An 18,585-nucleotide genomic window follows, 5' to 3' on the forward strand; every position below is an offset into this window, starting at 1 on the left:
GCAATGAACTCAACCACGGTATTTTAATGATTCACAAAAGTTCCACTTTAAAATAAATTTAATGAAGGGGCAGTCTATCGTAAATTAGAAAATTATGATTGAACAGTGATATAATCAGGACAGAATGGTTTTTGCATTGGATACATAAATTAGATAGAGAGAGGGAGTGTTCCTCTGCACAGATTAGGAAAGGTTTTGGTGTTAATCGTTATTTTTTTCGTAATAGGTATTTATCTTAATATCGGCGATGAAAATGAAGGTAACCCTCTTATTGATGGTAACAAAGGCGTTAACCCCAATGGACATATAAATGAAAAAAGTACTTCTTCCGAAAAAGAAGGGGTGACTAAAGTGACAGAAGGTCTGGGGGTAACAATTGGAAAAAAGGCAAAAGAAATAGAAAAGGAATACGGTAAGCCGGATCGAATTGATATGTCCGCCTATGGATATGAATGGTGGGTTTATAAAAAGGACTATAACAATTATTTTCAACTGGCCGTAGAGAATGGAAAAGTGGTATCTGCTTATGGAATCGGTGATAAGGTTAATGTCGCTCCTTTTAAAATTGGACAATCGATTGATGCCATCTATTCCAGCTTATATGTGGAACCTACTGTTGATATTAAAGTTGGCGACAGTTCCTATCGTTTTGAATTGTCGGAGGAAGATATGAACATGAGGCCATTGATTGATCTAGGGAACATTTATGTTCAGCTTTATTTGGATAAATTCACAGGGACTGTTTCAAGCGTCCGATTTTTGAATGATTCCGCCCTATTAAAACAAAAGCCGTATGAATTGACCTATCATGGTAAACTTGTGACCGTCAAGGAACTTTCTAAAGAAGACTTGGCGAAAGTGGAAGGTGGCAATGAGCAGCAAATTTTCGATATTACAAATATAATGCGCAGCAGGTTTAAACTTAATCCTTTAGAATGGGATGGTCCAACTGCTGAGGTTGCCTACCTTCATAGCCGGGAAATGACGGACGCTCCTGAAGGAACCCATGTTTCTGAAACAAAAGGGGATTTGGAAAAACGTCTCGATGCAGGTCATGTTAAATACAAGGCAGCAGGTGAAAATATTGCGGCTAATTATGTGGACGCGGCTGCAGTCATGGAGGGCTGGCTAAATAGTAAAGGGCATCGGGATGCGATGCTGAACGAGGAATTTACAGGTCTGGGTGTTGGGGTTTATAAAAGGTATTACACCCAGAATTTTATAAAAAAATAAAAAAACGGATCCGTTTGGGGTCCGTTTTCTTGTTCTAAAAAATTTCCTGTCTATACAGCATAAAGTTCCCCGTCATCATGGTTGACCTTCCCCTCGATGATGATCGTTTTACTACCTCTATTATTAATTTACTCGTACACTTTAATCGATCACCATTGGAGGGTTTCACATATCGAACTTGGAAATCCGTAGTAATGGTACCCTTGTGGACATGTTGAGTTTGCAAGGCACCCATCCCCGAATCTATCAAGGTAGCAATCATGCCCCATATGTAATTTTCAATACATTATGTACAAGAGGGGTTTTTTAGGCATGATCATTGTAAGTGTCTTCCCCTGTTTGCAATTTTTATTGCAGTAGGTTAGAAATACAAGAATATTTACTTTGGGTCTCTTTGGCTTTTAGATCTGAGTCAATTCCAGATAAAACCGATAACTCCGTTTCATCTACAGACTGAACCGGGTTCTGGAAATCCTTGTTTAATTCACTTGTATCCGGTATGAACATACATCCTTTTTTACTATATGAAATCCAATTGCATTTGAAGCGGAATTTGATGCACATTTTATTTGCTTATAGCATATGGTGCAATAGGCGATGTCTAAGTGTGAGGTGAGAGTAATGGCAAAAAGAAAGCGCCCCTCCGTCGATCGATTTCGGGAGTTTGTCAAGGAGCATCCTTTTTTAGTGAATGAAGTGAGAAACAAGCAAGCAACATGGCAGGAACTTTTTGAAGAATGGTATTTACTCGGAGAAGATCATCCACGCTGGCAGGCTGATGTAAGCGTGGATAAGTCCAAAGTGAATTCAGAAGCCCCATCACCGCCGGTAGAAAAGGGAGACCAAAGTACTGAGTTGATCGGTTCGTTAATGAGTGCAGTTAAAAATATGGATATGGGCCAGATTCAACAATATATTACAAATGCCAATCAGGCCATTGGTGCAATCCAAGGAGTGCTATCTGCTTTCCAAGGGAATAAATCAGAAGATACCAGTCCCCCTAAAAAAGAAAGAGAGCAGAGAGCTAACCCTTTTTTATTCACTAAAGATTAAGGAGGGTTTTTCATGCGTCAGAATATATATGAATTCATTCAAACGAATGATGATATGCGAAATTACTTGAGGATTCAACCTGCCTGGTACAAAAGGTTAATGCGTAATCCTCATGAAGTGGATGTATTTGAAACTGAAGCGAAATATTTTTTTGAGAAGTCTATTCCACATCGGGTTTCTAAATTTTCGGAAAGCGTCCAGGTTGCCTCCATGATGCTTCATATGTTTCAAGCGATGAATGCTCCAGGTGAATGAAGAAAAAAAGAGTAAATTACTCCTTTTGGCGAACAATAAAGGCAAAAGGGGGACGATGTTATGAGAAAGTTGATTGTGGTTCTAACAGTGTTGATGGCAGCATCGGGATGTGGAAAGAAAATACCGGAACCTGAAAATTCAGGAGTAGCCCTACAAGGTGAACCTTCCCTTAAAGCTGCCACCACTGTATCGAGCGTCCGAATCTCAGATGAGGACTTTCGGGTAAAAACTTTTGTGAAAGGCAACTCCGTCTATGTGGAGTGCTACTTGAAAAACTATGTGTTTTCTGAAACGAATTCTGAACAATTGGCAACTGTGTCTGTATTTATTGATAATCAAAAGAAAGTCGATATGAGAACGGCTGCATTTATCTTAAAGGATGTCCCGGATGGCATGCATAAAATTAAGCTGGAGATTTTGAATGCTTCAGGTGAAAAAACAGGGCTTCAAAAAGAGTTTGAAGTACATATTACTTCCTCGATTTAATCAAACCATTAGCATGTGAAAGAGAGAAATGGTAAAATGGTGATGGAGGTGAGCTTGTTAATGCTTGCTACTATGGAAATCATCGACATTTTACAACAGGCTGAAGGATTAGCTGAAATGATCCTTCATTCTGAAATAGGGGAAGAATATCTCCTTAGTTTATATAAATTACAGAGCGACAAAGAGGCACAGCGGAAAATTTCCAAGTTTACTTCACTAAAGGATCTATTTGAAGATGTTCAAAGGTTCGGTAAATATCATCCGGATTATAAGCGTATCAATTTAGAGACAAGGGAAGCTAAACGAGACATGGATATGCATCCTGCCGTTGCCGAGTTTAAGCGGGCGGAGACCGAATTGCAATCCGTTCTTGATGAAATAAGCGGAAGAATAGGACGAGCGGTTTCAGAACAGGTCAAAACCCCTGCGGGCAATCCATTTTTTGTATCATCAGGTGGATGTTCGACGGGAAGTTGCGGAACTGGCGGAAGTTGTGGATGCTCTGCTTAATGAAATAGCCAGACCATAACCATTGTTTGCCGGCTTTTATGGTTATGGAAAGAACCTGCAGCCATCGAAATTCGATATTATTTCGGAGTTCGGTGGCTGTTTCATATACGGCACCTTCTACAGAAAGTGTTAGGAATGAAACGATGCATGTATAAAAAATTCCTTCTTTGAACCTTTCACCAGTTTTTCGCCTTTTTTTATATTATGGATAGGTTACAAAGGCGATTGAAAACTAAAAGGGGTTAACTGCGGTATAGGATACAGTCCGGGCAAAGATTGCCGCAGCAAAACATCTTTTGCTGCGGCACATAAAAACGATGACGGAATACATATAAAGGTTCTTCCTGCCGTACGAAAATGGTCTCACAATGGAGCTGCTTGCCACGCATTGAATGGCCTGCGGCTTTTTTTATTATGATAGAAAGCTTACTTTTATCACTTTGTGCCGGATGAAAATCGATATATAAAAATGGTATACCTGTGAATTTTTTTATCGAAACTTTGGTGATTTCATCATTATCTAATAGATGATCCATAAATTGTTGCCAAATTTGGTCTAAATCCATCGTTTTTTCGGCTCCCTTCACAGTGTGTATATTCATAATAGTAAGAGAATTTCGTTTATAATCTTTTTTCTTGGTTGAAAGTAAAGATTCTGCTATGCTACACTTAGTTAAAACCTTTATAAAAGGGAGTTATTGATATGCTTGGAGCGAGACAGGGAATCATCGTCTATTTACATACATTAAAACAAGCCAAAATGCTTAGGAAATTTGGGAACATCCATTATGTTTCAAAAAAGTTGAAATACGTAGTCCTTTATACGAATATGGATGAAGTGGAACCACTGGTGGAAAAGCTGAATAATTATTCGTTCGTAAAAAAAGTGGACCTTTCTTACAAGCCTTTTTTGAAGGTGGAATTCGAAAACTCCAAACCGGATAAAGCGAAAGAATATGATTATAAAATGGGAATTTAAAAAAAGCTGACTCTTGCGGAGTCAGCCTTTTTCAATTAGTGCATCAATATCTCTCAACCTAATGGAGGCAGATATCTGTTCATTCGCAAAATTCCGATTAAGTGTTGGTAATACAACTCGATTTCTGCAAAGAGCACCGAAGGTTTCATGTCGATTTCAATTATGGATTTATCCAGTTCCTCCGCCAAGTTCTCAAAAAGCTCATAGCGTTTGTTTTTGGTGGCGTGGGGGTTCGGTATACCTTCACGGCAAATGTAAAGCGGCTGGAATTTACCTGGATCTGTAGGCTGCATGACGATAACCAATGACGTTACCTTTTTATCATTTATTGTAGTATGCAAAGCCAAAAGCCTTGCGACCCGATGTTTCTGATTGCGTCCTACTTCCAGCAACTCATATATATCGGAATATCCTTGTCCAAGTTCAATAAAACGTTGAATCAATTAAACCTCTCCTAACTAACTTTTATTCATTACTTTATCATTATCCCTCATAAAAGAGAAGGACAACTTCAGTGACGAATCATGAAAAAGAAACTTAGGTATCATAGGTTTTATCAATAAAAAAAGCCCTGCAAAAATTTGCAGGGTCCTTCTATGTCTAAATAAGGACCAGAAGGCAAAGGGAGAGGAGAAACCGGAGGAAGAACTTATGGGGAAACGTAAGCCTTCTCCGCGGTTGGCAACAACACCTAAAAAGGAATGTTGTTATTTTTATTATTGCCAAAAACCACTTTATTATTCAAAATGTAAGTGATTTATCTAAAGAATGGATATCATCTATCCAAGGTACGAAATGATAAGTTGATTTTCATCTTGGAATTGAAGGAAATGGCTTTTATTATTGGCTAGCTTTTTCTAATATGTTAGGATAGGAAAGTAACAGAAATTTGTCAAAAAATGTGGTGAGAATGATGAGGGTCGTTTCCGGAATTTGCAAAGGAAGACCACTTAAGGCTGTACCGGGTACAGGAACCCGGCCGACTACTGATAAAGTTAAGGAATCCATTTTCAATATGATTGGGCCTTATTTCGAAGGAGGGCAAGTCCTGGACTTGTTTGCCGGGAGCGGTGGACTGGGAATTGAAGCGTTAAGCAGGGGCATGGATAAAGCCATATTTGTTGACCGGGATTTTAAAGCAAATCAAACGGTTAAGGCCAATTTGGAACTATGTAAGTTTTCAGACCGTGCTGAAGTTTATAAAAATGATTCAGAGCGTGCATTGAAAGCTTTGGTGAAAAGGGAAATGACTTTTGAATTAATTTTTCTTGATCCACCTTATAAGAAACAAAAGCTTGTGGAGATTCTTGAAGAAATACATAAATACCGATTGCTGAGCGATATGGGATATATTGTTTGTGAACATGGCCATGATGTTACATTGCCAGAAAGAGTTGGCGATTTTACCGTTAAGAGAAAAGAGGTTTATGGCGTCATTGCCGTTACGATTTATCAATGGGGAAACGTACACGAACAGGGGGAACTATGAATGTCCAAAATAGCGATTTGTCCGGGGAGTTTTGATCCAATAACATTTGGTCATCTTGATATCATTCAAAGGGGGGCGAATGTTTTTGATGAAGTATATGTGGTCATCGTGAACAATTCAGCGAAAAATTCACTGTTCACAGTGGAGGAGAGGCTGGAATTGATTACTGAAGCAACGGCCCATATGCCAAATGTTAAAGTGGATTTCTATCAAGGATTGACGGTCGACTATGCTGAAAGCGTTTCCGCGAATGCCATTATCAGGGGACTGAGGGCGACTTCCGACTTTGAATATGAAATGCAGGGTACTTCAATGAACCGTTTCCTTAACAGTAAAATAGAGTCATTCTTTATCATGACGAAAAATCAATATTCTTTCTTGAGTTCAAGTATTGTGAAAGAGGTTGCGAAATATGGCGGGGATATCTCTGAACTAGTGCCACCTGTTGTCCAGAAAGCTCTTTCCAAAAAGTACGAGGAACAGAAAGAATAGAAAAAAGAGCATTGCTAACCGCGCAATGCTCTTTTTTCGGTTTAAGAAAGGCCTTTGAACAGCCTTTTGGTAAATATGATGATGTATAGGATCAAAAACGCGAGGGTAAGAATAGGACCGAAATCAAGCATGTTCTGATAAAGGGAATGCGCATGGTCACCAGATCCGCTGACTGGGAAGGCGTGTATCCGGTTGCCGCTGTACCTATTGTCATTATAGAATGGTTCCCAAAGCAAGACAGTGATTATGGATGCCAGAAGGCCATGTGCTATCCTAGCCAGAAAAAAGGGAGTGAAACGAATGTCTGTTGCTGCTATGATGCTGGCAACTTGCGCTTGAATGCTGAATCCGTTGAAAGCCAAGATGAAACTTGTCATCACAGTTTGCTGAAAGAGATTTGCATTTTCGACCGAACTGGTTAATTTTGAACCAAGAGTCATTTCAAACATGCCTGATATGAACGGTAGGCTTAAGGAATCCGGGAAATTAAAAATATGTAAAATCCCTGCGACCAACGATGCGAGCAATCCGGTAATATTCATGTGAAATAAAAGTTTGTTGACTACCGAAAAGAGTATGATGAATCCTCCAATCATTAATAAGGTTTGAATGGATGAGATCACGGCATCTCCAAGTAAACTGCCAAATGGTCTTGTTTCTTTTATTCGGGTTCTGTGCATCTGGCTAAACGCTTGTCTAATGGAGGGGAGCTTGTTCATTACTTTTGTAGGGGATTTTTCTTCTTTCCAACGGTAAAAACGCATGATGATGCCTACACAAAAATTTCCTAGGTAGTGGGAAAGCGCAAGGATGATCCCTAAATGAGGATTGTGGAAAAACCCTACGGCGACGGCAACGAACAGGAACAATGGATTTGATGAATTAGTAAAACAAACAAGTCTTTCAGCTTCAATGCGGGTCAATTGCTCCTCCTGACGCAGCCTTACAGTGAACTTCGCTCCAGCTGGAAACCCTGATGCAAGTCCCATCGCCCAAACAAACCCGCCCACTCCTGGTACACGGAACAATGGACGCATAAATGGTTCGAGAATGACGCCGATGAACCTGACAACCCCAAAACTGATTAATAACTCCGAGAAAATCAAGAAAGGTAGAAGAGAAGGGAAAACAATTTTCCACCACATATTCAGCCCGCTTTTGGAAGCTTCGAAAGATTCTTGGGGGAAGATGATCAAGCCAACTGCCATCATCGTGACGGAGGTAGCTAACAGTACTGTTTTAGATTTTGATTTTAGCAAAATTCAGCCTCCTCTTGAAGGTTACTAAATAAGGGCAGTCCGTTTCGTATATAATAAAATATGAATTTCCTTTTCTCGAAAAGTAATGTACAGGATGAAATGAGGATGATCCGTACAATGGAAATTTCAATGTAGCCATTCAATTACATGGTTATAGGCTTTTACTGCAATGCTTGTTTCACTGTCAATATAAATAATATGCTTCTATAAATCCGTTTAAGACCATAACTTTGAATGAGTGTTATTTCAGCGGGGGGGATATCTTTGTCGAGACCAAAGGTCGGGCTTGCACTTGGGTCAGGAGGAGCTAGGGGTTTTGCACATATTGGAGTGATAAAGGTATTACAGCAAGAAGGCATTCCGATAGATATGATTGCTGGAAGCAGCATGGGCGCTATGGTTGCGGCCTTTTATGGAGCAGGTTCGGATATCGAGAGGCTGTATAAGTTGTCCCGTGCATTTAAGCGAAAGTATTATTTAGACTTTACCATACCTAAAATGGGCCTCATTTCAGGTAAACGGACAAAGGATTTAATCAGGGTATTTACATATGGTAAGAAATTTGAAGAACTCGATATTCCTGTGGCAGTGGTCGCCACTGATATAAAAACGGGGGAAAAGGTCATTTTTCAGGAAGGTCCCATCGCTCCAGCTGTAAGGGCAAGCATCTCCATTCCAGGTATTTTCATTCCAGAGAAAATTGGAAATCGGCTGCTTGTTGATGGCGGGGTTGTTGACAGGGTCCCTGTTTCCGTCGTGAAGGATATGGGAGCCGATATCATAATTGGAGTGGATGTAGCCCACGTGAAACAGGATATGGAGATAAACTCCATATATGATGTCATTATGCAAAGCCTCGATATCCTGCAAATGGAGCTGGTTAAAAGCAGGGAGTTTGCTTCAGACGTCATGATCCGCCCCAGGGTTGAGAAATACAGCTCGAAATCATTTACAAACGTTCAGGAAATAATTAGTATTGGAGAAGAAGCTGCAAGAGGAAAGATAGATCAAATTAAGCAAAGCATTGTTACTTGGAAGGAGTCCTTTGAAAATGAGCCGTAAAATGTATGTACGCACTTTCCTGGTGGTGGCTATACTTCTCATAGCATCAGCCCTTTATTCTCTACCTTTTTATGTAACAAAACCAGGAATGGCTAAAGAATTGGAGCCAATCATAGAGGTTTCCGGAGGAGATGAAGCGAAAGGCAGCTTTATGTTAACCACTGTAAGGATGGGCCGGGCGAATATTTATTCCTATATGCTGGCGAAGTGGAGCAAATATCAGGAGCTTTATCCGGAAACCTCCATTCGAAGCGAAGATGAAACAGATGAAGAATATAATATCAGGCAGCTTCACTTAATGGATGAATCTAAAAATAATGCCATTCAGATAGCATATGAAAAAGCAGGGAAAGAAGTTGATTACAAGTACCTGGGTGTTTATGTTTTGGACGTGCTTAAAGGAATGCCGGCAGCTAAAGAACTGAAAGCGGGCGACCAAATCATTCAGGTCGATAATGTTAATTTCAAGTCTGCACAGGAATTCATGGATTACATTAATGGAAAAAAAGCTGGAGATGAAGTAAAAATAGTGTATAAGCGGGAGGAGACGAAGAAAACAGCCGTTCTTTCATTGCAGCCTTTTAAAGATGACCCAAATAGGGTTGGAATAGGCATTTCGCTAGATGATAATCGAAAGGTGACCACAAAACCGTCGATTGCCATAGATTCAGAACAAATAGGCGGACCTTCTGCCGGTTTAATGTTTTCTTTGGAGATTTATAATCAATTAACAGAAGGCGACCTTACAAAAGGATATGATATTGCCGGTACAGGAACGATGTCGGATGATGGTACAGTCGGTCCAATTGGCGGGATTCAACAGAAAATAGTGGCTGCCGATAAATCTGGGGCAGAAATATTCTTTGCCCCAAATGAAAACGGAGCGGCTGATTCGAATTATGAAGATGCACTCATTGCAGCAAAGGACATTGGAACGGACATGAAGATCGTTCCGGTTGACAACTTTGAGGATGCTTTAGCCTATTTAACTAATCTAAAAGAAAAAGAAAAATAAAAAAAGCGCAGGCAGTGAACCTCACCCCAATTGTTAGACAAAAGTCTAGCAATTGGAGGTGTATTTTTTATGGTGAGATTATTTGAAGATAAAGTAGAAGTGGTTTCGTTGTACTTGGAAGGATAGGATCCCGTAAAATCGCTGAGTACCATGCATCTCATTCCGTGAGCCCAGCTTCAATAATTTCACGGCATTAAACCTGAACGAGAATGGGTGACAGAGTTTCATCTCTTTGTTGAAAAATGATATCTTTACCTATTCTCGATCTATACAATGGTGAAATTATTTCTTATACGATTGAAATACGCCCTGTCTTTCGAGCTTGTGTCCAAGATGTTAGATCAAGCTTGCTTAGAGACCCCTGTCCTTCATTCGGATCAAGGGTGGCAAATAAAATGAGGCAATATGTACAAGCTCTCGAGGACCATGGGATTACACAAAGTATGTCCCGTAAAGGAAACTGTCTCGATGACGCGGTCATCAAAAATTTGAATCAAAATTACATTACCTGCAAGGATGCTACAGGATGTCCCATTTCAAACAAGAGCTGGAAAACTATATCGAATACTATAATCACAAACGGATCAAGGCAAAATTAATAGGACTAAGTCCGGTGCAATACCGAACTCAATCCTTAGGAGCAGCGTAACTAAATGAATTGTCTAACTTTTTGTGTTCACTTCACAGTCATCTTCTGTTTCCGCTTTTTTGATTAGCTGATTTTACATGTAAGGACCGGGCAGGCCAAGCTTAAATGCATCTTCATTTGATAATGATGGGGGCTTCATATTCCCGTTTCATCAAGTCAGCTTGATACGGTTCGGACAAGCCCAATGCATACACCTGTGCCGCTCGTAAGTCCATATCGATGTCCTGCTTCTGATAGGACGAAAGTTTAGAGATGAGCGGGAGAGGTAAGCCTTTTTTAACGGTACGAAGATATTCTTGTCCCCGGCCATTCATGCCAAGAAGTCTGATATAGGCTGGTTGGTCATTGTGAATCACTTGTTCCTTTAATGTATGAGTCAATACATGGACACACATCCGCTGAAGGCGTGTCCATGTATAGCGTTTTGTCTTCAGAGCGGCCATGAATCCAGTAAAGCTCGAAGATTGTTTGGCCATCTCCTTTATTCGGTGTTCTATGCCTTCTTCAATTTCGTAAATCTCTGCCAATTCGATTAAAGAGGAAGACAGGATTCGGTATTTCAACATGGTCCAATACATTTCCCAGTCATGTAATGCATGATAGGTCGATAAATATTGCTCAAGAGCACTCATTGTCGGTTGAGGAATATAACTGGAAACGGGATTCAATTCCTGCTGTTCATGGATGGCTTTACGTATCCCAGTTGCGCTGGCAATAGGGTCTTTTGACAACTTTGTTTCATGGTATCCGGCAGCAACCCTTTGAATCGTATAAGGGCGAATGGAAAAGCCGTTAGAAAGGGCTGCACTTACATATTCCTTTCCAAGAATATTATTAGGCTTCGTCAAATCCAGTGCCGCATCGCCATTGGTGATCGATCGATAGGCCTTGGCAGCACTGGACGGATAACTATTACCGGCATCCATGTACGATTTAATGGCGGCATCGAATGCAGCGGAATTATCCGTAAGAATTCTATGGGCGGTGATGAATGGTTCAATTCTGCCATCCTCACTTCCGAAGCAAAAAGAATCACAGCCAAGGGATTCCAAAAGAGAGATAGATCCTTTTGCAAATATCTCCGCCTTCTGTGTTGCAAAAGCATAGGGAAGCTCGATGACTAGATCTATGCCGCCATTCAAGGCCATTTCGGCACGTGTCCACTTGCTGACGATAGCAGGCTCGCCACGTTGTAAAAAGGGTCCACTCATAACTGCCACAACAATATCTGCCCCTGTTTTTTCTCTACTTTCTCTTGCATGTAAAACATGTCCATTATGAAAAGGGTTATATTCGACAACTAAACCGCAAGCTTTCATTCGTTCACCTCAGAGAAAAACTTTGTATTTTTTCAACTTAGTGCTAAAATAGTATTTCAAGTAAAATTACTATAATGATTCGTCTTGATTTTTTGTTTGAAAAGATTCTTAACCATGGATAATCAGTTAGGATGACTACATTATAGTGTAAAGAAAAAATATTGACAAACTTATAATTGAAAGCTATAATTATTTTTGTTGCCTTGAGGTGATTTCATTTGAAATGGACAATTAGTCAACTTCAAAAAATTCGGGACAAAGATTTACGGTTTGATGAACTGGTGGATGTCTTAGACATTAGAGAAAGAGACCCGCAAATTCGCGATGTTTCTCCGATTAGAGTAGCAGGAAGAGCTGATATAGGCTCTACCGAGATTACTTTTCACTTGCATCTTTCAGGTGAATTAACATTACCTTGCTCCCGAACACTGGTAGACGTTAAATATCCGATTGATATTGATACAAAGGAAACCTTTCTTTTAAAGGCAGATGGCACTGATTTCTACGGAGATGATGTCACTGTTGTGGAAGGTGACGTTGTAGACCTTATACCGGTAATTAAAGAAAATTTATTGCTAGAAATTCCGATGCAGGTTTTTTGTGAGGATGTCGATTCAAACGAAGCTGCTCCTCAATCTGGGAAAGACTGGGCTGTTATTTCTGAAGTAGAAAATGAGCATAAGGTTGATCCGAGATTTGCAAAGCTTGCCGACTTTTTTGACAACAATAAAGAATCTTGATTGGAACGAAAAATCGCTAATCCGATTTTTCCAGCTTTTTTATATTTTTTAAGGAGGTGGGAATAATGGCTGTACCTTTTAGAAGAACGTCGAAAACTGTAAAAAGAAAACGTCGTACACACTTCAAGCTTCAAGTACCTGGTATGGTAGAATGCCCGAGCTGTGGTGGAATGACTCTTTCACATCACGTTTGTAAAGAATGTGGAACATATAAAGGAAAAGAAGTTGTCGCAAAATAATTTCTTGACCTACTTGAGAGCTTTGCTTTCTTGATGCAACACGCTAAAAAAAGCGCAGAGATATATCTCTGTGTTTTTTTTACAAATTTATTTGGCAGAATATTTAGAATCATCTATATTCGATGATGATTTTGGAGAAGGTGAATATGTGTATCAGATGATTAAGGTTGAAAAGGATATACGCGGTATCATGAAGATCCTAATTAATAGACCGGAGAAAAGGAATGCCGTGAATTATCAATTGATGGACGAACTTAAGTCGATATTGTCAAAAGCGGCACACGATGACGAAGTTAAGTTACTGGTCCTGACAGGGGCGGGCTCTGAGGCATTCTGTTCAGGTGGGGATTTAAGTGAATTTCAGGATTTGCATACAGAAGAAGAAGCCTTTACTATGTTATCGAAAATGGGTGAAATACTTTATACACTAGCAGTTTTTCCTAAACCAACATTTGCGCTCATCAACGGAAGCGCAGTCGGCGGGGGATGCGAAATAGCGACAGCTTGTGATTTCAGATTGGCAAAGAGCGGAGCTAAGCTAGGATTTGTACAAGGAACTCTAGGAATCACGACTGGCTGGGGCGGAGCTTCACTTTTGCTTGAAAAAATACCAGAGCAAAAAGCGCTGAAGCTATTATTGGATGCAAAAATACATAAAGCTGAGGAAGCAAAGGAATTTGGTTTCGTAGATGAGATAGTCGGAGAAGGATTGGATGGGTGGGAGAAGTTCGCAGAAGATTTTCTTCGCCATGAGACAGGGGTATTGATGGCTTATAAAAGATTGCTTGTCCATAAATGGGAGTATAGCGGGCTTAGAGGAAGGATGGATGCGGAAATCCGGGAATGTTCTAAACTGTGGGCGAGTGATGAGCATCATGATGCAGTTGGCCGTTTTTTAAATAAGAAAAAATAAATATTACCCGCTCTATATATCTTCTATCTTTCCTAGCATGTGCATATTATGAATTAAAACTTGCTAAGGAGGTAGAGAGATGTCGATTGCGAGACAAGATGCATGGACTCACGATGAAGATTTGTTGTTGGCTGAAGTGGTACTAAGGCATATACGGGAAGGCAGTACACAATTAAAGGCTTTTGAAGAAGTGGGGAAACAATTATCGAGGACATCGGCTGCATGTGGATTCCGTTGGAATTCATTTGTAAGGAAGCAATATAAATCAGGGATTGAGCTGGCGAAAAAACAAAGGAAAGAACAGGTGGTCAATGATCCTGATTTGGAAAGGGATTCCGTTCCAGTGGTGGAAAATAACACTATTGAACAAAAATCGCCCCAGGAGGAAGAAAAAGAATCTATCACCCTCCAGGAAGTTATATTATATTTAACCAAAATGGATGAATTTTTTCAGCTTGAAAATAAGGAAAAAGAACGGATTTTTGAGCAGTCCCTATTACTTGACCGGGAAAATGGACGATTACTGGAAGAGAATTCACTGCTTAAAGAAAACTTGAAAGCGGTAGAGGAAGATTATCGTGCGTTAATGCAGATTATGGAGCGGGCAAGAAAGCTTAGTGTGCAAGAAGATGAAAAAACGAATCCGAAGGTGAGTTTTCAAATGGATAAGAATGGCAATTTGGAAAGGGTAAGTAAATAGAAAATGCGGGTGGGAAAATCCGCCCGCATTTTCTATATTTCCTTATTCTTGTGTATCTACTTCTTTATTTTCTTGTTTGTCAAATGGGCTCCAAATCAGTGGGTTTTCTCCAAGGTCCCTTTCCATATCATAGGAAACTGCAGAAAAGCCCATTTTTTTCCAAAAGTCTTGTGAATGGACTCTTGGGTTGGTTTTGATAGGCATGTTCAGGCTTTTAGCGAATTCGACTAAAGCTTTTCCATACCCCTTTTTCTGATAGTTAGGCAGGACTTCAAGTTTCCAAAGAACAAGGAAGTCCCTTGAATTGTCAAAATACTGGTCAAATTTAGCGCTTCTTTTATACAGGCTCATCCGTGCTACAAGTTTGTCGCCATAAAAGATTCCATAAAAAGGTGACTGGCTGTCATTTTCAATGATGTTACCCTCTAAATCATCTAGCATTGACAGTTCCTGTATCCCGTATTCTTTGAACTTTTTGAATTCCTCAAGCGTTTTAAAATTAACAAGTAATCGTTCCACCTTGTATTCCATAAAAAAGCTCCCCCTTAATTCTGATAAACCTCTTCCCATTACCCATTGAAAGTCATCCCACCGATCTTTACCATGTGGAATTCCAGCTAAAGGCTAAATCTAGTATGACATCGACAGATTTATCCTTGCTGACTAAATGCCTACAGCCTTTTATCCCCCGCCCATTCCCTTCGATTTCTCGATGGTTAAGATTGGGGGTATCTTTGTTCCTATATAGTCTAAAGAATGTAAGCTTTTCCTATATAATATACCATTAAATTATCGCTTGAAGAAGGAAATATATCTTCTAATGGGTATTTAAAATTCTTTTCATTGAATTCCATTGCGACCCTTGTTGATGGGCTGGGGAACTTCATTTAAGTTGATTAGCGGGGTTTTCCAAAGTTGTTGATGTGAAAATTGATGCAGGGTAAAAAGGATAATGTGTTAAAATAGTTAATATATTTCAAATAGTAAGGAAGGTTATTATGAGAATTGGAATCATTGGGGGAGGGGCCATCGGGCTGCTGTTTGCATCTCATTTGAGTGAAAACCATAGAGTGACTCTTTATACCCATACTGCGGAACAGGCCTCCATCATCAATCATGAAGGTATACGTCTTATTGTGGATGGTGAAAGCCGTCTGCTGGCAGGCATCGTTTCAAAGAGCTTGGATGAGGGGATTTCGGATGAGGATCTTCTTATAATGGCCGTTAAGCAATATCACCTGCCGCAAATACTGCCTAGGATCAATGATATCCAGGTTCCGTTGCTTTTCTTGCAGAATGGCTACGGGCATATTTCTTATTTGAAGCAGCTTCAATCCCAAGCCATCTATGTGGGGGTAGTGGAGCATGGGGCATTGAAACATGATTTGAATACCGTAGAACACACTGGATTAGGCATTACAAGGATCGCTTCATTTAAAGGGGAACTTGAACAACTCTCGTTAGTTAATGAAATGTTCGATCAATTCCCCTTCACTAAGAGTGAAGATTATCATACGATGCTGGTGGATAAGCTTGTCGTTAATTCAGTGATAAATCCATTAACAGCGATCCTTGCTGTGGAAAATGGCGGTCTAATCACTAATGCCTATTATTATCAATTGTTTCAAGCCCTTTTTGAAGAAATCTCTGGTATTTTGGAAATCCAAAATAGAACAGAGTCATTTGAACATGTGAAATCCGTTTGTATGGCGACAGCGGAAAATCGATCGTCGATGCTAACAGATTTAGAAAATGGCCGAAAAACGGAAATTGATGCTATTTTGGGTCATATCCTCTCGGAGGCAAAGAGTAAAGGGAAAAGTGATTGCCTGACGTCTTCTCTATATAAGATGGTCAAAGGAAAAGAGTCTCAGGGGGGATGAGAGTGTGCCGAACGTTGTTTCAAGCCTTGCCGCGATATTCATTACCTTGCCTTTCGTAGGGTATATACTTTTTTTTATAAGTGCCAAACAATTCACTGGAAACCATAGGCGCTCCGTTCAATTTGCTATGGACATGAGTACGCTGCTGTTCGTAATATCCGTCCATTATTTAATTATTACAATTTGGGATAAGCAAATTCTTTGGGTGATCATGCTCATCATGATCATCAACGCATTCGTGGTGGTCCTTGTCCATTACAAGGTGAAGGAAGAAATCATTTTCCGTAAGGTATTAAAGGGTTTTTGGAGAGTGAACTTCGCCTTCTTTTTCTTAGCTTATCTTCTGTTATTTTCCATTGGTTTAATTACAAGTATTACTAAGATATTGACTACATAACATAGAACATCGCATCAATTTTCTGCTGCTGGGCAACTTCTTTTGTTTTCTTAAACCGGAATGTTATACTCTAAAAAGAATTGTAGTTGCAGAGAAAGGGAGAACAGAAATGGAGATGAAAGATCTCGCGTTACCATCGTTAAACCGTTTTGCATCGGACTATTTACAAAACCGCCTTGAAACGGAAGATTATTTTCACTATGACTTGTCTAAGCCTGACATTTATCGCAATAGATATAATGAATTGATGAACCGCTCTTTTTTACGTGGTGAATTGTCGGATTACATACAACAATACATGTCTCGTCTTTCAAGCAGTGAGTCCGTTAAGGGAAATATTGAAAGGTTGCGCAGGGATGATTCCGTGGTCGTTATCGGAGGACAGCAGGCTGGGTTATTATCTGGTCCGCTGTATACCATTCATAAAGTGATTTCGGTCATTAAGCTTGCGGAAGAACAGGAAAAAGAACTAGGGCAGCCAGTGATTCCAGTTTTTTGGATAGCTGGAGAAGATCATGATTTAGCTGAAGTCAATCATGTTTATGTAATGAAAAACGGTAAACCCTACAAAAAAACCTATCCTTCCTATCAGCCGTATAAAACAATGGTTTCTGATGTGGAACTGGAAACGGAAAAGGCAGAGAAGTGGTTTGAAGAAATCATTGAAACATATGGTGAAACTGCCTTTACGAATAAACTTCTGATTGATATGAAAGAAACCATCAGGCAATCAAAAACCTTCGTCGATTTTTTCGCCCGGCTGATTCATGAATGGTTCAAAGAATATGGACTTTTACTAGTCGATGCGGGAGATCCGGAATTAAGGCGAATCGAGAGGGCCTACTTCGAATCGATGATCAATGAAAGTGAAAGGATTGCTGAAGTGGTCGAGGAACAGCAGTCATTCTTGCATGCTAAAGGGTATGCAAAAATGATAGAAATGGATAAACAGGCAGCGAATTTATTTTATTATGATCCAGAAAAAAAAGACCGATGTTTACTCGAACGTGTAGAAGGCGGTTTCAGCGGGAAAAACGGGGAGGTATCTTTTTCCAGGCAGGAACTCCTGCAGATAGCCAAAAACCATCCAGAACGATTAAGCAACAATGTCATTACACGCCCACTTATGCAGGAAATGCTTTTCCCTGTTTTGGCTTTCATTTCTGGGCCAGGGGAAATAGCCTATTGGGCAGAATTAAAACAGGCTTTTGAGCTGTTTTCCATGAAGATGCCTCCAATCATTCCTAGGTTAAACATCACGCTTGTGGAGCGCAGTGTCCATGCAGATCTTGAAGAAATGGAACTCAGTTTGGAAACTGTTCTGACTGAAGGAACCGCTAATGCAGTAAAAAGTTATCTCGATTCCGTGAAAGATGAGACGATTGACCAGCTGTTTGGGACGCTGAAATCACAGCTTGAAGAGAACCATGGAAAGCTTTTTGTCCGCGCTGTCTCTATAGATAGAGGACTTGAGCCAATGTTGAATAAAAACATTGAATTCATCCAAAAGCAACTGGATTTTATATATGGGAAAATTGGTGACCGTACAAAGGAACGTCATTCGGTCATATTGAAAAAATATGAACGGATAGCAAATTCGATGTATCCTCTTGGATCACCCCAGGAGAGGATTTGGAATGTTTTTTATTACTTGAATCTATATGGACCAGAGTTCGTTCGGGATATCATGAAATTGGAATACCGGTTCAATAATCAGCATAAATTGATTTTCATGTAGAAAAATCATCCGTTTGGGGAAAAGTGGTGGACTAATCATTTTGAATGAGGATTTCCACATCCCTATCTGACGGAGGGATTGAAAAATGGAAAAAAGACAGGCGTTAAAGCGAGGGCACTGAAAAAGTCCCTTCGGACCAATAGAGGTAGATTTTCTCGTTTATTCTGAGGAAAT

At 40.0% G+C, this 18,585-nt stretch carries 22 protein-coding genes and 1 pseudogene; 18 read left to right on the top strand and 5 right to left on the bottom strand.

The annotated features are described in order from the left end of the window. The first annotated feature begins 198 nt into the window (after positions 1 to 198). The 5 genes from UP17_RS07135 to UP17_RS07155 all read left to right on the top strand — a co-directional run bounded on the left by UP17_RS07135 (position 199) and on the right by UP17_RS07155 (position 3,537). The gene (locus UP17_RS07135) at positions 199 to 1,233 is read left to right on the top strand and encodes a CAP domain-containing protein (RefSeq protein WP_250211772.1); all 1,035 of its coding nucleotides are present in this window, start codon (positions 199 to 201) and stop codon (positions 1,231 to 1,233) included. 621 nt (positions 1,234 to 1,854) lie between these two features. Then, entirely contained in the window at positions 1,855 to 2,286 is a 432-nt protein-coding gene (locus UP17_RS07140) for a YlbD family protein (RefSeq protein ID WP_061462300.1), read from the top strand. 12 nt (positions 2,287 to 2,298) lie between these two features. Beyond that, positions 2,299 to 2,541: a YlbE-like family protein gene (locus UP17_RS07145; RefSeq protein ID WP_061462301.1), complete on the top strand. Its 243-nt coding sequence runs from the start codon at positions 2,299 to 2,301 to the stop codon at positions 2,539 to 2,541. A 60-nt stretch (positions 2,542 to 2,601) separates the two neighbouring features. Next, a complete protein-coding gene (locus UP17_RS07150) occupies positions 2,602 to 3,027 on the top strand; it encodes a hypothetical protein (protein ID WP_061462302.1) in 426 nt (141 codons plus the stop codon). Positions 3,028 to 3,087: 60 nt separating this feature from the next. Further along, positions 3,088 to 3,537: a YlbF/YmcA family competence regulator gene (locus tag UP17_RS07155; protein WP_061462303.1), complete on the top strand. Its 450-nt coding sequence runs from the start codon at positions 3,088 to 3,090 to the stop codon at positions 3,535 to 3,537. A 242-nt stretch (positions 3,538 to 3,779) separates the two neighbouring features. On the opposite strand, the gene UP17_RS07160 is transcribed toward UP17_RS07155, so the two are convergent. After that, complete coding sequence (locus tag UP17_RS07160) at positions 3,780 to 4,103, bottom strand: hypothetical protein (protein ID WP_061462304.1); 324 nt, start codon at positions 4,101 to 4,103, stop codon at positions 3,780 to 3,782. A gap of 137 nt (positions 4,104 to 4,240) precedes the next feature. Between UP17_RS07160 and UP17_RS07165 the strand changes: the two genes are divergently transcribed. Continuing rightward, positions 4,241 to 4,516: a YlbG family protein gene (locus tag UP17_RS07165; protein WP_048684554.1), complete on the top strand. Its 276-nt coding sequence runs from the start codon at positions 4,241 to 4,243 to the stop codon at positions 4,514 to 4,516. Positions 4,517 to 4,569: 53 nt separating this feature from the next. Here the strand turns inward: UP17_RS07165 and UP17_RS07170 are convergent, their stop codons facing one another. Beyond that, positions 4,570 to 4,959 carry a DUF7147 family protein gene (locus UP17_RS07170; RefSeq protein WP_061462305.1) on the bottom strand — a complete coding sequence of 130 codons (390 nt, stop codon included), beginning with the start codon at positions 4,957 to 4,959 and terminating at the stop codon, positions 4,570 to 4,572. A gap of 470 nt (positions 4,960 to 5,429) precedes the next feature. Here UP17_RS07170 and rsmD point away from each other — a divergent pair, with 470 nt between their 5' ends. Continuing rightward, positions 5,430 to 6,005: a 16S rRNA (guanine(966)-N(2))-methyltransferase RsmD gene (gene rsmD, locus UP17_RS07175; RefSeq protein ID WP_061462306.1), complete on the top strand. Its 576-nt coding sequence runs from the start codon at positions 5,430 to 5,432 to the stop codon at positions 6,003 to 6,005. Beyond that, the gene (gene coaD, locus UP17_RS07180; RefSeq protein WP_061462307.1) at positions 6,006 to 6,497 is read left to right on the top strand and encodes a pantetheine-phosphate adenylyltransferase; all 492 of its coding nucleotides are present in this window, start codon (positions 6,006 to 6,008) and stop codon (positions 6,495 to 6,497) included. Between the two features lie 41 nt (positions 6,498 to 6,538). Here the strand turns inward: coaD and ylbJ are convergent, their stop codons facing one another. Further along, positions 6,539 to 7,756 (bottom strand): sporulation integral membrane protein YlbJ, encoded by a 1,218-nt coding sequence (gene ylbJ, locus UP17_RS07185; RefSeq protein ID WP_061462308.1) that lies wholly within the window; start codon positions 7,754 to 7,756, stop codon positions 6,539 to 6,541. Between the two features lie 264 nt (positions 7,757 to 8,020). Between ylbJ and UP17_RS07190 the strand changes: the two genes are divergently transcribed. From UP17_RS07190 to UP17_RS28655, 3 genes and pseudogenes are all read left to right on the top strand, one after another. Beyond that, positions 8,021 to 8,818, top strand: a complete 798-nt coding sequence (locus UP17_RS07190; protein ID WP_061462309.1) for a patatin-like phospholipase family protein — start codon at positions 8,021 to 8,023, stop codon at positions 8,816 to 8,818. After that, complete coding sequence (locus UP17_RS07195; protein WP_061462310.1) at positions 8,808 to 9,833, top strand: SepM family pheromone-processing serine protease; 1,026 nt, start codon at positions 8,808 to 8,810, stop codon at positions 9,831 to 9,833. Before UP17_RS07190 ends, UP17_RS07195 begins: the two co-directional genes overlap by 11 nt. Before the next feature lie 183 nt (positions 9,834 to 10,016). Beyond that, positions 10,017 to 10,482 (top strand): annotated as a pseudogene (locus UP17_RS28655) (IS3 family transposase); the annotation flags it as partial. 113 nt (positions 10,483 to 10,595) lie between these two features. Here the strand turns inward: UP17_RS28655 and UP17_RS07205 are convergent. Beyond that, positions 10,596 to 11,801, bottom strand: coding sequence for a nucleotidyltransferase (locus UP17_RS07205; RefSeq protein ID WP_061462312.1), 1,206 nt, complete (start codon positions 11,799 to 11,801; stop codon positions 10,596 to 10,598). Between the two features lie 218 nt (positions 11,802 to 12,019). Here UP17_RS07205 and UP17_RS07210 point away from each other — a divergent pair, with 218 nt between their 5' ends. The 4 genes from UP17_RS07210 to UP17_RS07225 all read left to right on the top strand — a co-directional run bounded on the left by UP17_RS07210 (position 12,020) and on the right by UP17_RS07225 (position 14,393). Further along, positions 12,020 to 12,541, top strand: a complete 522-nt coding sequence (locus UP17_RS07210) for a YceD family protein (protein ID WP_061462313.1) — start codon at positions 12,020 to 12,022, stop codon at positions 12,539 to 12,541. Positions 12,542 to 12,606: 65 nt separating this feature from the next. Then, entirely contained in the window at positions 12,607 to 12,780 is a 174-nt protein-coding gene (gene rpmF / locus UP17_RS07215; protein WP_034313929.1) for a 50S ribosomal protein L32, read from the top strand. 70 nt (positions 12,781 to 12,850) lie between these two features. Continuing rightward, the gene (locus UP17_RS07220; protein WP_250211773.1) at positions 12,851 to 13,693 is read left to right on the top strand and encodes an enoyl-CoA hydratase/isomerase family protein; all 843 of its coding nucleotides are present in this window, start codon (positions 12,851 to 12,853) and stop codon (positions 13,691 to 13,693) included. 79 nt (positions 13,694 to 13,772) lie between these two features. Next, the gene (locus UP17_RS07225) at positions 13,773 to 14,393 is read left to right on the top strand and encodes an RsfA family transcriptional regulator (RefSeq protein ID WP_061462314.1); all 621 of its coding nucleotides are present in this window, start codon (positions 13,773 to 13,775) and stop codon (positions 14,391 to 14,393) included. Positions 14,394 to 14,435: 42 nt separating this feature from the next. Here UP17_RS07225 and UP17_RS07230 read toward each other — a convergent pair whose 3' ends face one another. Further along, positions 14,436 to 14,924, bottom strand: a complete 489-nt coding sequence (locus UP17_RS07230; protein WP_061462315.1) for an N-acetyltransferase — start codon at positions 14,922 to 14,924, stop codon at positions 14,436 to 14,438. A gap of 467 nt (positions 14,925 to 15,391) precedes the next feature. Between UP17_RS07230 and UP17_RS07235 the strand changes: the two genes are divergently transcribed. The 3 genes from UP17_RS07235 to bshC all read left to right on the top strand — a co-directional run bounded on the left by UP17_RS07235 (position 15,392) and on the right by bshC (position 18,411). Continuing rightward, positions 15,392 to 16,276, top strand: coding sequence for a 2-dehydropantoate 2-reductase (locus tag UP17_RS07235; protein WP_061462316.1), 885 nt, complete (start codon positions 15,392 to 15,394; stop codon positions 16,274 to 16,276). 4 nt (positions 16,277 to 16,280) lie between these two features. After that, complete coding sequence (locus UP17_RS07240; protein ID WP_061462317.1) at positions 16,281 to 16,673, top strand: DUF3397 domain-containing protein; 393 nt, start codon at positions 16,281 to 16,283, stop codon at positions 16,671 to 16,673. A 109-nt stretch (positions 16,674 to 16,782) separates the two neighbouring features. After that, positions 16,783 to 18,411 carry a bacillithiol biosynthesis cysteine-adding enzyme BshC gene (bshC, locus tag UP17_RS07245; RefSeq protein ID WP_061462318.1) on the top strand — a complete coding sequence of 543 codons (1,629 nt, stop codon included), beginning with the start codon at positions 16,783 to 16,785 and terminating at the stop codon, positions 18,409 to 18,411. Positions 18,412 to 18,585 lie beyond the last annotated feature (174 nt).

Origin of the sequence: Peribacillus simplex (assembly GCF_001578185.1) — a bacterium.
In the GTDB taxonomy this organism is placed as follows: domain Bacteria; phylum Bacillota; class Bacilli; order Bacillales; family DSM-1321; genus Peribacillus; species Peribacillus simplex_A.

Excerpts from the sequence above, each read along its gene's own strand:
- UP17_RS07140 (WP_061462300.1), top strand. The coding sequence starts at position 1,855 with ATGGCAAAAAGAAAGCGCCCCTCCGTCGATCGATTTCGGGAGTTTGTC.
- UP17_RS07145 (WP_061462301.1), top strand. The coding sequence starts at position 2,299 with ATGCGTCAGAATATATATGAATTCATTCAAACGAATGATGATATGCGA.
- UP17_RS07150 (WP_061462302.1), top strand. The coding sequence starts at position 2,602 with ATGAGAAAGTTGATTGTGGTTCTAACAGTGTTGATGGCAGCATCGGGA.
- UP17_RS07155 (WP_061462303.1), top strand. The coding sequence starts at position 3,088 with ATGCTTGCTACTATGGAAATCATCGACATTTTACAACAGGCTGAAGGA.
- UP17_RS07160 (WP_061462304.1), bottom strand. The coding sequence starts at position 4,103 with ATGGATTTAGACCAAATTTGGCAACAATTTATGGATCATCTATTAGAT.
- UP17_RS07165 (WP_048684554.1), top strand. The coding sequence starts at position 4,241 with ATGCTTGGAGCGAGACAGGGAATCATCGTCTATTTACATACATTAAAA.
- rsmD (WP_061462306.1), top strand. The coding sequence starts at position 5,430 with ATGAGGGTCGTTTCCGGAATTTGCAAAGGAAGACCACTTAAGGCTGTA.
- coaD (WP_061462307.1), top strand. The coding sequence starts at position 6,006 with ATGTCCAAAATAGCGATTTGTCCGGGGAGTTTTGATCCAATAACATTT.
- UP17_RS07195 (WP_061462310.1), top strand. The coding sequence starts at position 8,808 with ATGAGCCGTAAAATGTATGTACGCACTTTCCTGGTGGTGGCTATACTT.
- UP17_RS07205 (WP_061462312.1), bottom strand. The coding sequence starts at position 11,801 with ATGAAAGCTTGCGGTTTAGTTGTCGAATATAACCCTTTTCATAATGGA.
- rpmF (WP_034313929.1), top strand. The coding sequence starts at position 12,607 with ATGGCTGTACCTTTTAGAAGAACGTCGAAAACTGTAAAAAGAAAACGT.
- UP17_RS07225 (WP_061462314.1), top strand. The coding sequence starts at position 13,773 with ATGTCGATTGCGAGACAAGATGCATGGACTCACGATGAAGATTTGTTG.
- UP17_RS07230 (WP_061462315.1), bottom strand. The coding sequence starts at position 14,924 with ATGGAATACAAGGTGGAACGATTACTTGTTAATTTTAAAACGCTTGAG.
- UP17_RS07235 (WP_061462316.1), top strand. The coding sequence starts at position 15,392 with ATGAGAATTGGAATCATTGGGGGAGGGGCCATCGGGCTGCTGTTTGCA.
- bshC (WP_061462318.1), top strand. The coding sequence starts at position 16,783 with ATGGAGATGAAAGATCTCGCGTTACCATCGTTAAACCGTTTTGCATCG.